This window comes from Marinomonas sp. UCMA 3892, from assembly GCF_012726345.1.
Classification (GTDB): Bacteria; Pseudomonadota; Gammaproteobacteria; order Pseudomonadales; family Marinomonadaceae; genus Marinomonas.
The window spans coordinates 1-14,449 of record NZ_PTXN01000003.1 but is presented as its reverse complement, the minus strand read 5'-3'; the positions used below and the strand labels follow the sequence as shown (position 1 = coordinate 14,449).

Annotated in this window: 15 protein-coding genes; 12 read left to right on the top strand and 3 right to left on the bottom strand. The window is 43.2% G+C overall.

The window, feature by feature from the left end:
• Nucleotides 1–67: 67 nt before the first annotated feature.
• A complete protein-coding gene (locus B6N13_RS05440; protein ID WP_169458752.1) occupies nt 68–469 on the bottom strand; it encodes a VOC family protein in 402 nt (133 codons plus the stop codon).
• A gap of 85 nt (nt 470–554) precedes the next feature.
• Between B6N13_RS05440 and B6N13_RS05435 the strand changes: the two genes are divergently transcribed.
• Nucleotides 555–1,250 carry a YafY family protein gene (locus tag B6N13_RS05435; RefSeq protein WP_169458751.1) on the top strand — a complete coding sequence of 232 codons (696 nt, stop codon included), beginning with the start codon at nt 555–557 and terminating at the stop codon, nt 1,248–1,250.
• Between the two features lie 49 nt (nt 1,251–1,299).
• Here the strand turns inward: B6N13_RS05435 and B6N13_RS05430 are convergent, their stop codons facing one another.
• Entirely contained in the window at nt 1,300–2,388 is a 1,089-nt protein-coding gene (locus B6N13_RS05430; RefSeq protein WP_169458750.1) for a GGDEF domain-containing protein, read from the bottom strand.
• A gap of 242 nt (nt 2,389–2,630) precedes the next feature.
• Here B6N13_RS05430 and B6N13_RS05425 point away from each other — a divergent pair, with 242 nt between their 5' ends.
• From B6N13_RS05425 to B6N13_RS05415, 3 genes are read left to right on the top strand one after another with little or no spacing between them, the layout of a single operon-like run.
• The gene (locus B6N13_RS05425; protein ID WP_011978120.1) at nt 2,631–3,593 is read left to right on the top strand and encodes a homoserine kinase; all 963 of its coding nucleotides are present in this window, start codon (nt 2,631–2,633) and stop codon (nt 3,591–3,593) included.
• Nucleotides 3,594–3,649: 56 nt separating this feature from the next.
• Nucleotides 3,650–4,213 carry a DUF1007 family protein gene (locus tag B6N13_RS05420; protein ID WP_169458749.1) on the top strand — a complete coding sequence of 188 codons (564 nt, stop codon included), beginning with the start codon at nt 3,650–3,652 and terminating at the stop codon, nt 4,211–4,213.
• A gap of 40 nt (nt 4,214–4,253) precedes the next feature.
• The gene (locus tag B6N13_RS05415; protein WP_169458748.1) at nt 4,254–4,889 is read left to right on the top strand and encodes a LysE family translocator; all 636 of its coding nucleotides are present in this window, start codon (nt 4,254–4,256) and stop codon (nt 4,887–4,889) included.
• A 23-nt stretch (nt 4,890–4,912) separates the two neighbouring features.
• Here the strand turns inward: B6N13_RS05415 and B6N13_RS05410 are convergent, their stop codons facing one another.
• Entirely contained in the window at nt 4,913–5,458 is a 546-nt protein-coding gene (locus tag B6N13_RS05410; RefSeq protein WP_011978123.1) for a TetR/AcrR family transcriptional regulator, read from the bottom strand.
• Between the two features lie 234 nt (nt 5,459–5,692).
• On the opposite strand from B6N13_RS05410, the gene B6N13_RS05405 reads away from it, so the two are divergent.
• The 8 genes from B6N13_RS05405 to B6N13_RS05370 all read left to right on the top strand — a co-directional run.
• Entirely contained in the window at nt 5,693–6,838 is a 1,146-nt protein-coding gene (locus B6N13_RS05405) for an efflux RND transporter periplasmic adaptor subunit (protein ID WP_169458747.1), read from the top strand.
• Nucleotides 6,839–6,889: 51 nt separating this feature from the next.
• Nucleotides 6,890–9,994 (top strand): efflux RND transporter permease subunit, encoded by a 3,105-nt coding sequence (locus tag B6N13_RS05400; protein ID WP_169458746.1) that lies wholly within the window; start codon nt 6,890–6,892, stop codon nt 9,992–9,994.
• A gap of 322 nt (nt 9,995–10,316) precedes the next feature.
• Nucleotides 10,317–10,937 carry a MarC family protein gene (locus tag B6N13_RS05395; RefSeq protein WP_011978126.1) on the top strand — a complete coding sequence of 207 codons (621 nt, stop codon included), beginning with the start codon at nt 10,317–10,319 and terminating at the stop codon, nt 10,935–10,937.
• Nucleotides 10,938–11,052: 115 nt separating this feature from the next.
• Nucleotides 11,053–12,012 (top strand): nickel/cobalt transporter, encoded by a 960-nt coding sequence (locus tag B6N13_RS05390; RefSeq protein WP_169458745.1) that lies wholly within the window; start codon nt 11,053–11,055, stop codon nt 12,010–12,012.
• On the top strand, nt 12,012–12,536 hold the full coding sequence (locus B6N13_RS05385) for a Fur family transcriptional regulator (RefSeq protein WP_011978128.1): 525 nt from the start codon (nt 12,012–12,014) through the stop codon (nt 12,534–12,536). The genes B6N13_RS05390 and B6N13_RS05385 overlap by 1 nt, the downstream gene beginning before the upstream one ends.
• Nucleotides 12,533–13,309 carry a zinc ABC transporter ATP-binding protein ZnuC gene (znuC, locus tag B6N13_RS05380; RefSeq protein WP_169458744.1) on the top strand — a complete coding sequence of 259 codons (777 nt, stop codon included), beginning with the start codon at nt 12,533–12,535 and terminating at the stop codon, nt 13,307–13,309. Before B6N13_RS05385 ends, znuC begins: the two co-directional genes overlap by 4 nt.
• A 39-nt stretch (nt 13,310–13,348) precedes the next feature.
• A complete protein-coding gene (gene znuB, locus B6N13_RS05375) occupies nt 13,349–14,140 on the top strand; it encodes a zinc ABC transporter permease subunit ZnuB (protein ID WP_011978130.1) in 792 nt (263 codons plus the stop codon).
• A 98-nt stretch (nt 14,141–14,238) separates the two neighbouring features.
• Nucleotides 14,239–14,449 (top strand): helix-turn-helix domain-containing protein (locus B6N13_RS05370; protein WP_169458743.1); only part of this gene is annotated, 211 nt, incomplete at its 3' end.

The window sequence follows — 14,449 nt, the reverse complement described above, 5'->3', positions numbered from 1 at the left end:
CCAACAATAAAAAACGGTTATTGGCCTAACGAAAGTTAGACCAATAGAGAAAGTGGACGTTGAGACACTAGGCTCCTAGATTAAAACGATCTTTTGCCTCGCTGGTTTTAGGTGTGAAAAATGACACTAGGTTGCCTTCTGGGTCTCTAAATTGAAAGGTTCGGTTACCCCAAGGCATGTCTTTAGGAGGGTGAACCAGATCGACCTGGTTTTCCAGACGTTCAAATTCTTTATCAACATCATCTACTAAGAATTCGAGAATCGCCGTGCGGTTGGAAGAGGGTTCAGCGCAACCTTCTTTAAACAGGGCAACGGTTTCTACACTGCCGAATGCTAAATGAGCCTTTTCTGTTTTTAATTCAGCAAATACGGGAGCGAGCCAGTCCGCTTCCCGTTCGCTAATAAATTCGTAGAAGCTAACCATCTTTTTGATGTCGTTAACAATGAGCCGAGTGGAAAATAGATTCATACTTCACCTTTTTAATGAGAGTCAGAGAGTGCAAAATGAGTATGTCACCCTGATGCTGACAGCGTTGTGGCAATAGGAGAAAAAAATGCGACGTGCCGATAGATTGTTTCAACTCATTCAAATATTGAGGCGGGTAAATAGACCTGTGACCGCGGCTAAGTTGGCTGAGGAGTTAGAGGTTTCTAAGCGAACGGTTTATCGAGACATTGCCGATTTGGTTGGGCAAAGGGTGCCAATCGAAGGAGAGGCGGGTTTAGGTTATACATTAAGCGAATTTTACAACATGCCTCCTTTGATGTTCACGCAAGATGAGCTGGAAGCGCTGGTTTTAGGTGTTCAGCTAGTGCAAAGCCTTCCGGATAAAACGATAGGCAATTCCGCCAAAGATGTCTTTGCTAAAATTAGAGACGTTATTCCTCCCAGTTTTATTTCCACGCTGAGCGATGCGGGTGTGCGCATAAAACCCAGAGAGTTGGAGTCAGAAAAACAAGATACACGGTATTTGCGAGAGGCCATTAGAGCAAACAAAAAGCTACGTATTACCTATTTCGATCGAGATGAAAATAAATCCGAAAGAGTGGTGTGGCCCATTATTCTAGGGTATGACGAAGCCTATTGTTTATTAATCGCATGGTGTGAACAGCGTCAGCAGTATCGTCATTTTCGAGTTGATAGGATTCGACATATGGAACGTTTGGATATTAGCGTGCCGATTGCAGGTAATGAGCTACGGCAGCGTTGGGAGTTATGGCGTGAGCAGATTTTTCTGAATAAGCGTTAAATCGCATGTTTTTAACATTACTTCCCACACTAACTCTGATCTTTTTGACTTAGTCGGCTAGTTGAGGGTGAATTCTGTTGTACATAACAGCTTGGTCTCGACCATTGTCCTTTGCTGTATAGAGCGCTTTATCTGCTTGGTTTATCAAGTCTAAAAAGTTATCGTGATGGGCGATGCTAGATACACCAACGCTAACGGTAATTTTGCCAACAGATTTATATGGCAAGGTGCCTAATGCGTGTTGAAACATAGAGCTAATAAAAGGCAAGGTATTAGTTTTTGGGTTAACTAATACCACAGCGAATTCTTCACCGCCCCAACGGGCAATGGTATGTTTCTCGAAGTAAATAGTACGTAGACGAGACGCCACCTCCACCAAAACTCGGTCGCCAATTGAGTGACCATGACGGTCATTTATCTGCTTAAAATGATCTACATCGATAAGCAAAACAGCAACCTTATCATCATGATTGAGTTGTCCTAACCAAAGGTCCAAGCCTCTACGGTTATAGATATCGGTTAAATAATCCCGACCGGCTTCTAGCTCGTAGCGACGAAGGTCTCCGGTGACTTTGTTGATGTGTCTGCGAATGCTTTTTTGATAGGGAAAGACGGTGTAGAGCAATAGACTTGCAGAGCCAAATGTTCCGATCAGTTCATAACCGCGGGGTGTTTGTAATTCCTCTGGATGATTGAGGAGGTAGCAGATTATAGGTAGAGCAGTAGAGGCCCACATTAGAACTATGTAACGTTTATATCGCTTTGGTAACATGATGATACCTAGCATGATAATCGCCATCATAAGGCCAGTAACCGGTGGATATTCATCGATAAAACGCCACTCACTGTTCCAAGCCATAAAGACATAGTAAATAGCCGACGGTGAAAAGGTCAGAATGAAAAAAATGATATAAAAAACAATGATTTTATTTATATCTGTGTGGGGATTGTAGTGATAGTAGATTAGTACAATAAGTAGGACGATAGCGTCGATACTTGGAATTATCGAATCGATGATATGGGCAGTAGGGTAAGTGTTAAAAAAAATAGCAAAAGCAGTGCTTGTTAAAAATGAAGCAATAAGTAGCCGATATACGGCAGATACAGTGATTTTTTTCTCATCGTCATAGATCATCATAAGAGGCTTTCAGTTGAGTTTGTTATTCAATAATAGAAGGCTTGTTACGAATTTGCTGTTGTCCCTTGGTTAATATATGTCTCTGAAATTAACTAGGTTGTAACAAATAAATGAATTGCTCGATAAAATGTGTATATAAAAAGGCCTATTTACGCTACTTAGAATTGACCTTTCGGGGTTAATTGTAGAGCATAGGCAATAATTTTTTATTCCATCTCTTTTAGACAACAATAGGTAGAAACTTGGCTGTTTACACTTCCCTTTCGGACTCTGACATGCGTGCCTTAGTGGCTGACTATTATTTAGGTGAACTGGTTTCGTTCCAAGGCATTTCCGGAGGGGTAGAAAACACAAACTACTTTCTGACAACGACCACAGGAAAGTATGTGGTTACCTTGTTTGAAGAGTTTGATTTAGACGAAGTGCCGTACTTTTTAGACGTTGTCGCGCATTTGAAACACAAAGGTTTTAATGTTCCAGCTGCGTTGATCGATATCCATGGTGAACGCCTACGTGAAGTAAATGGTCGACCGACTATTATTGTTGATTGCTTCCCCGGTGGGGAGCTAAAAGGCACGGATGAAACGTCTTGTCGATTAATGGGTGAAGCATTAGCCAAGTTACACATTGCTGGTGAAGATTTCCCCGTTCATCGTGATAGCCATCGTGGTGTTGCTTGGTGGCATAAGACCAGCCAAGCCATTGCTAACGAGTTAGAGCCAGAACAAGCACAATTACTGTTGTCACAAATCGCAGAATTCGATGCCTTTATTGCACAACATCCGGACCTTCCTAAGACCACGATTCATGGTGATTTGTTCTACAACAACACCTTGTTTGAAGGTAATAAGTTGTCTGCCATTATCGATTTCTACAATGCTTGCCATTCATGGGTAATGTACGATTTGGCTATTGTGGTGAACGATTGGTGTTCAGATATGGCGACAGGCGAATTAGACAAAGCGAAATATAAAGCGTTAATAAAAGCCTATTTGCATGAACGTGAAGCCAGCCCTGAAGAAGTGTTGGCTTGGCCATTTATGTTAAAAATCGCCGCGCTACGTTTTTGGCTGTCTCGTCTGGAAGCTTGGCATGGCGCAAAGCATGACCCTGAGCGTTTGGCGCAACAACATGATCCTCTTGAGTTTCAGCGTATTTTAGAAGCGCGAGTGAGATTTACTCCGAGCTTGGTCGAATTTCAATAAAGCACGGTTAATTTAAAGTACATTTTTTTTAAAGCGTTTTTAAAAGGTAACAGTTGATGCGTTTTTTGTTGTGTTTGTGCGTTACAGCTTTGTTCGCTGGATCAGCCATGGCGCATCCTCATGTTTGGGTGGATTCACAGTATCGAGTCAAAGTGGATCAAGCTAATGTAGAAAGCCTTGAGGCAACGTGGAGTTTGGATCTTTTTACTTCCACAAGCTTGATTGCCGAATACGATGTCGATGGTGATGGCGAGTTAAAAGGCCAAGAAAAACTCGACATGATCGACGTATTGAAAAGCTTTGAAAACTACGGTTTTTTTATCAAGATGAAGCAAGATGGCGCTGATCTTATACCAAAAGGCGTGCGTATTTTGGATGTTCGCATTCGTGACCAAATGTTGTGGATTCGATTGGGTATTGATTTGCCAACTCCGGTTAATCTTGAAACCTCGACTTTGAGTTTGGCCTTTGGTGACGACGAATTGTATTTTGCGATGGAGCCGTTGGAAGAAGGCTTGGTACAGCTATCTGGTGCATTAGCGGAAATTTGTACGCCTGTAGAAAGGGAAGCAACCGAAACATCCGTAGCGGTTTGGGTTGATTTGACCTGTCGGTCTTAGTTGCATTTTGTTGGTTAGCGTCTTTTTAAGGTAGAAGCTCATGTTAGAACATTTCCAATGGTTGCCTTTTTTAGCCGCTATCACTGTGCTGACCATGAGCCCAGGCGTGGATACTATTCTTGTAATGCGTAATGCAGCATCAGGTGGTTGGCGTTTGGGCTTTTTGACTAGCTTAGGAATATGCATGGGGCTGTTCGCACATGCGACGGTGTCGGCGTTAGGCTTGTCGGTTATTTTGTTGGGGTCTGCTGGTTTGTTTACTGCGTTTAAGTTGGTGGGAGCCGCCTATCTTGTGTACTTGGGTGTGCAAGCAATTCGCAGTGCGATGAATCCGGTAGGAATGACATTTAAAGACGCAAAAAATCCTAAATCACTGACGTCTTGGGGCAGCTTTCGTCAGGGTGTTTTGTCTAACGTATTAAATCCAAAGCCGATTATTTTCTATATGGCATTTTTGCCGCAATTTATTGATTCGAGCCATTCAGCGCTGGCTCAATCGCTCTTTATGGCTTCACTTCACTTTGTCATAGCGATGGTGTGGCAAACGTTTCTTGCGCTTATGGTTCATAAAGCGCGAGTTTGGTTGGCGCGACCAAAAGTTGCGTTAGTTTTAGATGGCTTAACTGGCGTATTGTTGATGGGCTTCGGTGTAAAACTTGCTCTAAGCCAGCGCTAGCATTTGCGTATTAAACACCTCTTTTAGGATGCTGTACTAGCACCTTCTAGCAGTATTAATTCTATTATAGTTAATACTCGTGTTCTGGGTACCCGTCCTAGTCGCTCCGCTTCTATCATGGCAAAGAATAAACCATGGAAGCACTCTGCAATAGCCGCTGCACTAATATCTACGCGAAAGTGGCCGCTTTGCTGACCCCTTAAGAAAAATGCATCAATTTTTTCTTGTGCCTTTAAACACTCACCATTTTCTAATAGCTCCGGCTGCCAATACTGAATGATGAAAATAGTCAGCTCTTTATTCATATAGTAGTTTTCTAGCAGCCTACGAATGCCTTCTCGTGGCTCTGCGGTATCTAAATCTGCGTCTCGAATCGCTTCCTGATACGATTCGATACTGCGTTGTATAAGCCTTTCAATTAGGTTCTCTCGGGTTCGACAAAAACGATACAGCGTAGCTTTACTCACTCCGATAGCACAAGCGAGTTCCTGTAGTGAGGCACGTGGGTGCTCCACCAGAGCAAGTGCTAATGAATTTAGCAATGTATTGTTTGTTTCGTGTTCTGTCATATCTCTATCCAGTTTGTCTTTAAATAGCCATGTCTAATGGCTGTCTACGTTTTTCGCATTTTATGCAAAGGGATTTTACGCAGAATATCTAATATATGAAATCTTAGATGTGAGTAAAAAGCACAAACAAAGTGAATTAAATGAATATCAAATGAATCACTATAGATTCATTTGGATTATTTCAATACTATTTAAAGCTATTTTATCTCTGGCAAAAATTTAAGGTATTAACCAATGGTACGAATTCTGAAAAATGGACGAGCGTTGCTACCAGTTTTGGCGGTGTTATTTGCAGTATCTGGCTGTACCTCGAGTGAGCCAGAGGCTCAAGCTAGTCCTCCTCCAAGTGTAAGAGCTGCCACAGTAATCACTGTGCAACCAATTGAATATGAAGAAAATGCTATTTTGCCAGGACGAATTGAACCTATTCGTGAGGCAGAAGTACGTGCTCGTGTACCTGGTATCGTATTACATAGAACTTTTATTGAAGGCTCAGATGTCAAAGCGGGAGATGTATTATTTGAAATCGATCCTGCATCTTTAAAAATTGCACTTGCTAGTTCTAAGGGGAAGTTAGCAATGGCGGAAGCCACTTTGTTTGATGCAAAAATGCTGGTGGATCGCTATGCGCCTTTGTTGAAGTCTCAAGCGGTCAGCAAGCAAACTTTTGATGCTGCACAAGCTGCCTATCTGAGCGCTAGTGCCTCTGTTGCTTCTGCCAAAGCAGATGTTGCGAATGCCGAACTGAGCCTTGAATACGCAACAGTACGAGCACCTATTTCAGGTCGAATTGGTCGAGCAAATGTAAGTGAAGGTATGTTAGTAGGACAAAATGATACAACCTTATTAGCAACTATTCAGCAACTTGACTCTGTTTATATCGACTTTACTCAATCTGTTACCGATACCTTGAAATATAGACAATCTGTAGAAGATGGTACTTCTGCTAACAGTACTAAATTGATGGCAAAGTTAGACGGTTACAACAAAAGCTTCGAAGGGAAATTGTTATTTTCTGACAGTCAGGTAGATGAAAAAACTGGCAACGTTGTGTTACGAGGCTTGTTCCCAAACCCGAATAAAGTACTACTGCCTGGTATGTATGTTCGTGTTGAGGCTGTTCAGTCTCATTCTGATAAAGCTATATTGATTCCTCAACGTGCTGTCATGCGTGGTAACGGGGGACATGCGTTTGTTTACGTTGTTAATAGTCAAAATGCAGTGGAATCTCGTTCAGTTGTAACGGGCTCAATGTCTCAAAATTTGTGGCGTATTACCGAGGGATTAAATGCTGGCGATAAAGTAATTATTGATAATGCAGCTATGTATCAAGCGGGGGAGAAGGTAACAGCTTCCGTAAATGTAGCCTCTAACACCTAATTTTATTGTTCACTTTACCTTAACTATTAAGACGTTTTAGAGGCTTAATACATGTCTAATTTTTTTATTGCACGTCCCAACTTTGCTTGGGTCATGGCGATCTTTATTTTGTTGGCGGGTCTACTTGCTCTACCAACTTTGCCAGTATCGCAATTTCCGGTAGTCGCACCGCCGCAGGTTGAAATCACCGCCACATATCCTGGCGCATCCGCTCAAGTGTTGGTTGATTCGGTAACCAGTGTAATAGAGGAAGAATTAAATGGAGCAAAAGGTTTGCTCTATTTTGACTCTTCTAGTAACGCAAACGGTATTGCACAAATTACTGCGTCTTTTGAACCAGGCACTGACCCAGATTTAGCTCAGGTTGATATACAAAACCGCCTAAAAAAGGCGGAAGCGCGCTTACCAAGTAGTGTTATTGCTCAAGGCGTGCAAGTTGACCAAGCAAGCTCAGGTTTCTTGATGATCTATGCTTTGACCTTCAAAGGTGATGATTCGTCCAAGAGTATTATTGCCTTGGCAGATTACGCTGCACGAAATATTAATAATAATATTCGTCGTGTAAAGGGTGTGGGTAAGCTGCAGTATTTTGGCACCGAAGCAGCTATGCGGGTTTGGGTTTCGCCAGAGAAACTGCTGAGTTACGGTTTATCTATAGGTGATATTAATAACGCAATTAGAAACCAAAACGTTCAGGTACCTGCTGGTAGCTTTGGTGGTCGACCCGCTGATGATGCGCAAGAGCTTACTGCTAGCTTGGTTGTGAAAGGTTTTTTGGAAGATCCAGAAGAATTTGGCAATATCGTTTTACGTAGTAACGTGGATGGTTCAGCTGTTTATCTTAAAGATGTGGCTCGTGTAGAGCTGGGTAAGCAAGATTATAACTTCGAAACACGTTTAAATGGTCACAAAGCCATTATGGGGGCGGTTCAGCTATCGCCAGGTGCGAATGCGATAGAGACGGTGAAAGCGATAAAAGCTCGCGCAGCGGAATTGGAAGCGAACTTTCCAGATGACATTCAAATCAGTTTTCCTTATGACACCTCTAAATTCGTTAGTGCAGCAATTGAAAAAGTAATTTATACCTTGATTGAGGCGATTGTCTTAGTTTTTCTTGTGATGTTGTTGTTCTTGCAGAATTTACGCTACACATTAATTCCTACTATCGTTGTTCCTGTTTGTATTTTAGGGACGTTTGCAGTGATGTCTTTGATGGGCTTCTCGGTAAACATGATGACCATGTTTGGTATGGTACTCGCCATTGGTATTTTAGTGGATGATGCCATTGTAGTTGTTGAAAACGTTGAGCGCATCATGGTGGAAGAAGGCCTTCCTCCAAAAGATGCTACGATCAAAGCGATGGGGCAAGTGTCTGGTGCTATCGTGGGCATTACCTTGGTTCTATCGGCGGTATTTGTTCCGCTGGCTTTTATGAGCGGATCCGTCGGTATTATTTATCAACAGTTCTCTATGTCTCTTGCTGTTTCTATTATGTTGTCCGGGATATTGGCACTAACTTTTACGCCTGCATTGTGTGCTACCCTATTGAAACCTATTAATAAAGAAGCGCACCACGAAAAAGGCGGCTTTTTTGGTTGGTTTAACCGCAAATTTGCGAGATTAACTCATCGTTACTCTATATTAAATGGCATGCTAGTAAACCGTTCTGGACGTTTCATGTTGGTGTATCTTGTGCTGATTATTGGCCTTGGTTATGCCTATCTGCGTTTACCAGAATCTTTTGTGCCAACAGAAGACCAAGGTTACATGATCGTCGATTTACAGCTTCCTGCTGGTGCAACTTTCTCTCGAACCAATGAGACGATGAAAGATGCTGAGAAATTTTTAGGTCAGCGTGATGCGGTTGAAAACGTAGTTACAGTCATGGGCTTTAGTTTCTCTGGAATGGGGGCGAATGCTGGTTTGCTATTTCCGACTTTCACCGACTGGTCTGATCGACAGCAGTCTTTATTTGATGAAACGATGGCTTACAATCAATTTGCCGGCAGCATCACAGATGGTCGTTCGATGGCGGTGGAACCTCCATCGATTGAAGGAATGGGGAACTCTGGTGGCTTCTCATTGCGATTGCAAGACCGTAGTAATCTAGGTCGAGAAGCGTTAACTAATGCGCGTAATATTGTCCTAGGCCAAGCGAATGCATCTCCAATCATTGCTTATGCCATGATGGAAGGTTTAGAAGATGCACCGCAGCTTAGAATTAATATAGATCGTCAAAAAGCGACAGCATTGGGCGTGGGGTTCGAATCAATCAACAATGCGGTATCAACAGCGTACGGTTCGGCTTCAGTTAACGACTTTACTAATGCAGGCCGCTTGCAACGCGTTGTTGTGCAAGCTGATGTTGCAGATCGTATGACACCAGAGCGTGTCTTAGAGCTGCAAGTGTTAAATGACGAGGGTAACCTTGTTCCAATGCGCTCTTTTGCAAGTAGCTCGTGGGAAATCGGGCCGGTTCAGGTGTCTCGTTACAATGGTTACCCAACGTATAAAATTTCCGGTAGTCCAATGCCTGGACACAGTTCTGGCGAGGCAATGGCGGAAATTGAACGTATTATTAGTACGCTGCCAAAAGGTATTGGCTATGAGTGGACTGGGTTGTCTTACCAAGAGAAAGCTGCGGGTTCACAAGCTCCAATGCTGCTAACCATTTCTATTTTGGTGGTTTTTTTACTCTTGGTAGCATTGTACGAAAGCTGGTCTATTCCTTTTTCAGTTATTCTGATTATTCCGATTGGGGCGCTTGGTGCGGTTGCAGCAGTATATCTGATGGGGATGTCGAATGACGTTTATTTCAAGGTAGGTCTGATTACGATTATTGGTTTATCGGCGAAAAATGCCATCTTGATTGTTGAGTTCGCTAAAGATCTTTATCAGCAAGGGCATTCGTTAAAAGAATCAGCGATCCAAGCCGCAAAATTGCGTTTTAGACCTATCATTATGACGTCAATGGCCTTTATTTTAGGGGTAGTACCTTTAACGATAGCTACAGGAGCTGGTGCGGCAAGTCAGCACTCTTTAGGTGTGAGTGTTATCGGTGGCATGATCTCCGCAACCGTCTTGGGTGTATTGTTTGTTCCTGTGTTCTTCACATGGGTACTTGGGCGCTTCAAAGCGTCAAATAAAGCAGTCTAATAAGAGACGCTTATTTTTTGTTCGAAAAGCCGACTTTGTGTCGGCTTTTCTTTTTGTAATTCAATGTCATTTTTTCCTCATTTTTTCTGATTCTTTGCTAGAATTCCCCCATCTGCGTTCTCTTCGGGACGGTCCTTAAATAGAGACTGCTTTCAGATAAATATTTACTGTGCCACAAGTGCGGTAAATTGGGTGAGTCCTAGCACTATAAGATAGGGCTTTAGATAATAAGAGATCTTTGTTTCGTCTTGGCTTCTGACATCGAGCAAAGGTTTCAATAAGCATTCGGTTTTGCTGTCTGCTTTTTTGGTGATTCTTCTAAATGAGTTTATTAATTTCAACTTGGATTAAGTTCTTTTTTCTCTTCGCGCCGTTTTTTGTGCTGTCTATGTTTCTTGCGTTAACCCGTGGAGAATCCTCGGCATCTCGTCGACAGGTGGCAAATAAAGCCATTATTGCTTCAGTGGCGATTTCTTTAGTGCTGTTATTTTTTGGCGGCAGTTTGTTTGCGGTATTAGGTATCACGCTGGATTCTTTTCGTATCGGCTCAGGGATTTTGTTGTTTATGTCTGCCTTGAGTTTGGTTCGTGATGGTACGCGTAACCATGCGGTTGGTATGCCAAGTGAAGAGCGTGACGATGTGTCTGTTGTGCCATTGGCGGTGCCGACGATTATTGGACCTGCGACAATTGGTACAATTCTGGTTTACGGTGCTGAACTACAAGGTTGGGATTTGTTCATTGGCTTATGTGGTTTGTTGTTGGCGTTAGGTACTTTAGCGATTATTCTGTATTCCGGTTCTTTGATTGAGAAAATGCTCGGTCGAACAGGCTTAAATGTCTTGTCTAAGATTACCGGTTTGATTTTGGCAGCCATGGCTGCGCAGATCTTTATGAGTGGCGTGATGGGTTTTTTACATCCGGTCACTTCAACCATTAGCTAAGTGGCTATGAATTAAATTTTGTACAAAATGCGGCGTTTCTAGGCTTTGGCTTCTCCTTGGGTTTTACTTGTTATATCATAACAAAATTGTATCCAATCTCGGTGAGAGCCAATTTATGGCAAAGAACGTCGCTTTTTTATTGTTATCTTTTTTATGTCTCAACTCGCCTCTTTATGCCGCGATTAATTTTGCGCTGTATCAAGATTTTATCCAGTGGATTATTTCTCAGCAGGCCATTTTTCATCGTGAATTAGTGTCTTTAGTTCGCTCTATCAGCAAAGGCGGCAGTCCGGTTTTACTGTGGGGGTTAATCTCTACAAGCTTCTTTTATGGCGTTTTTCACGCGGCTGGACCGGGTCATGGTAAGGCGGTTATTTCTGCTTATATGTTGGCGAGCAAAGCGCCATTGCGTCGTGGTATTAGCTTGGCATTTTTGTGCGCTGGTGTTCAGGCAGTGATGGCGGTTTTAGTTATTGTTGTGCTTAGCCAAGTGTTTTCCTTGGCAGGAAAAGCCATGCAAATCAGTCGTTTTTTTGAAGTGGCGAGTTTTGCTGCAGTTGGCTTGATTGGTGTGTGGATTCTTTTGCGTTTATTACGCGGCCAATCTGGTTGTGGTCACGATCATTCACAAGACCATCTTGAAGAACATCAACACGATCATTCTGCGGAGCATCACGATCACTCCCATGAGCATTCTCATGGTCATGCATGTTGTTCTCACCACAAAGATGAAGCGAAAACCGCTCGTCGTAGCATTTGGGCAATGGTGGCCGCGGTGGGTATTCGTCCCTGTACTGGGGCGATTTTAGTTTTGTTATTCTCTTTGAGCACGGGCATTTTTGTTTGGGGTTTGGTGGCAACCTTTGCCATGGCATTAGGTACTGCTATTACTGTCGCTGCTTTGGCTGGCGTTAGTGTTTTTGTTCGTGATACAGGTTTTGCGTTAAGTAGTGAGCATCGTGTTTGGCGACAGCGAGTGTCGCGCACCTTTGGTTTTCTTGCCGCTTTCGCTTTGATAATCATCAGTACTTCAATGATTTGGAGTTACGTAAGCAATGCAGGAAGGGCTTTCTAATGAAACATGAAGACTCACATCAGCACTCACAACAAGATTCTCATCAACATAGTCATCACAACCATAATGATTGTATTGATACGGCGTTAGAAACAGCGGAAACCCTGTGTGCAGAGCAAGGCCAGCGATTAACGAAAGTACGTCGCCGCGCATTGGAATTGATCTGGGAAAGTCATCGCCCACTTGGTGCTTATCAGTTATTAGCTAAGTTAGCGGAAGAAGGTTTTAATTCAGCGCCACCAACGGTCTATCGCGCCTTGGACTTTCTGTTAAGTGCCGGTCTGATTCACAAAGTGGAATCGATGAACGCTTATCTTGGTTGCGCCCATGCAGATAAAGCCCATAAAGGTTATTTTTTGATTTGCGATGAATGCCACAATGTTATGGAATTTGATTACCAAGATATTCATGCGGCCTTGATCGAAAAAGCCGCCCATCAAGGTTTTGAATTACGTGCTGAAACCATTGAACTAACTGGCTTATGCGCAAAATGTAAGGAAAAATCAGCAGGAGCGAACGCGTGAATAAGCGATTGGTTGCTTTTGATAAAATTGGTATTTCGTTTGATGGCAGAGTGCTGCTTGAAAACATTGATATGACGATCAGTGAAGGCGAGATTGTCACCTTGATTGGCCCAAATGGCAGCGGGAAAAGTACCCTCATTCGCACCTTGTTAGGGCTGCAAGAGGCCACGTCTGGCGAAATAGTCAGGCATAAAACTTTGCGTATCGGTTATATGCCGCAAAAGCTGCATATTGATCCAACTTTACCATTAACGGTAAAACATTTTTTGGCTTTGGTGCGTGGCGTCGATAAACAGCAAATACTTCCTACACTAGAAAAGCTCGGCATTGGGCATTTGTTGAAATCACAAGTGCATGTGTTGTCTGGTGGTGAAACACAACGTGTTTTGTTGGCGCGCGCCTTATTGAACCGACCAAATTTATTGGTGCTCGATGAGCCAGTGCAAGGCGTGGATGTAAATGGTCAGGTGGAGCTTTATAACCTGATTGAGAATATTCGTAATGAGTTAAATTGCGGCGTACTGATGGTATCCCATGATTTGCATTTGGTGATGGCGAAAACCGATACCGTGGTGTGTATCAATCAACATGTTTGCTGTTCTGGTAGCCCACAACATGTAACAGGGCATCCCGCTTATCAAGCTTTGTTTGGTGTGCCAGGAGCCGATGAATCCATCGCTATTTATGCCCATCAGCATGATCATGTGCATGATGAACACGGCAGTATTCTATCGGACGATGGTGATGCTCACGCCCATTGTAAACATCATTAATAACATCCCCAGTTAGCAGATTTTGGAGTTCGTAATAGCATGTTAGATCTTTTGCTCAGAGCCTTGTTAGGTGGATTGGGTGTGGCTGCAGTAGCAGGGCCGTTAGGCGCGTTTGTTGTTTGGCGACGCATGGCCTATTTCGGTGATACCTTGGCGCATTCGGCCTTGCTGGGTGTGGCATTAGGCTTTTTATTAGACATCAATTTGAATCTTGCCATTATCGTTTTGTGCGTTGGTTTGGCCTTGGTGTTGGTGACTTTGCAGAAAAAGCACATTATTGCGACGGACACCTTGTTGGGGATTCTAGCGCATTCGGCATTGTCACTTGGTTTGGTGGCGGTAAGTTTTCTCGACAATATTCGTATAGATTTGATGGCCTATTTGTTTGGTGATTTGCTCGCTATTAGCCAAACCGATGTTTATTGGATATATGGTGGCGGCTTGGCGGTTATCACGTTATTGGTAGCATTTTGGAAGCCATTATTAGCGGTAACCGTTAATGAAGAGCTGGCAAAAGTAGAAGGTTATCCGGTAGAGGCAATTCGTCTGCTACTCATGTTGCTAGTGGCTTTGGTAATTGCCGTGGCAATGAAAATCGTCGGCGTGTTGCTGATTACTTCCTTGATGATTATTCCCGCTGCGACGGCGCGCAAATTATCGAGTACTCCAGTACAAATGGCATCGTTTGCTAGTTTGATTGGTTGTTTGGCTGTCTGTAGCGGTTTGTGGGCGTCGTACCGTTGGGATACGCCAACAGGCCCAAGCGTCGTGGTATGCGCCGCCTTGTTGTTTTTGATTGCTTATACCTTGCCATTTAAACGCTTGCGCTAGATCTCATGCTATTCAAAAAGGTCATTTTGGGAAACCAAAGTGGCCTTTTTTGGGGGGGTGTCCCGTCCTGAAATAGGTTTACACCTAGGAGACCTATTATGGGGACACCAAGTAATACCAAACGCAAGCGTACTCAACGCGACTACACAATGGGCTTTAAATTACAGATAGTGATGGCCGTTGAAAAAGGCGACATGACTTATAAGCAAGCTCAAAAGATCTATGGAATCCAAGGCCGATCAACGGTGCTGACTTGGCTTCGAAAACACGGCAAAATGGATTGGTCTACCAAAGTGAGGCTACCCATGT

Excerpts from the sequence above, each read along its gene's own strand:
- B6N13_RS05395 (WP_011978126.1), top strand. The coding sequence starts at position 10,317 with ATGAGTTTATTAATTTCAACTTGGATTAAGTTCTTTTTTCTCTTCGCG.
- B6N13_RS05435 (WP_169458751.1), top strand. The coding sequence starts at position 555 with ATGCGACGTGCCGATAGATTGTTTCAACTCATTCAAATATTGAGGCGG.
- B6N13_RS05400 (WP_169458746.1), top strand. The coding sequence starts at position 6,890 with ATGTCTAATTTTTTTATTGCACGTCCCAACTTTGCTTGGGTCATGGCG.
- B6N13_RS05390 (WP_169458745.1), top strand. The coding sequence starts at position 11,053 with ATGGCAAAGAACGTCGCTTTTTTATTGTTATCTTTTTTATGTCTCAAC.
- B6N13_RS05440 (WP_169458752.1), bottom strand. The coding sequence starts at position 469 with ATGAATCTATTTTCCACTCGGCTCATTGTTAACGACATCAAAAAGATG.
- B6N13_RS05415 (WP_169458748.1), top strand. The coding sequence starts at position 4,254 with ATGTTAGAACATTTCCAATGGTTGCCTTTTTTAGCCGCTATCACTGTG.
- B6N13_RS05405 (WP_169458747.1), top strand. The coding sequence starts at position 5,693 with ATGGTACGAATTCTGAAAAATGGACGAGCGTTGCTACCAGTTTTGGCG.
- znuB (WP_011978130.1), top strand. The coding sequence starts at position 13,349 with ATGTTAGATCTTTTGCTCAGAGCCTTGTTAGGTGGATTGGGTGTGGCT.
- B6N13_RS05430 (WP_169458750.1), bottom strand. The coding sequence starts at position 2,388 with ATGATGATCTATGACGATGAGAAAAAAATCACTGTATCTGCCGTATAT.
- B6N13_RS05385 (WP_011978128.1), top strand. The coding sequence starts at position 12,012 with ATGAAACATGAAGACTCACATCAGCACTCACAACAAGATTCTCATCAA.
- B6N13_RS05410 (WP_011978123.1), bottom strand. The coding sequence starts at position 5,458 with ATGACAGAACACGAAACAAACAATACATTGCTAAATTCATTAGCACTT.
- B6N13_RS05420 (WP_169458749.1), top strand. The coding sequence starts at position 3,650 with ATGCGTTTTTTGTTGTGTTTGTGCGTTACAGCTTTGTTCGCTGGATCA.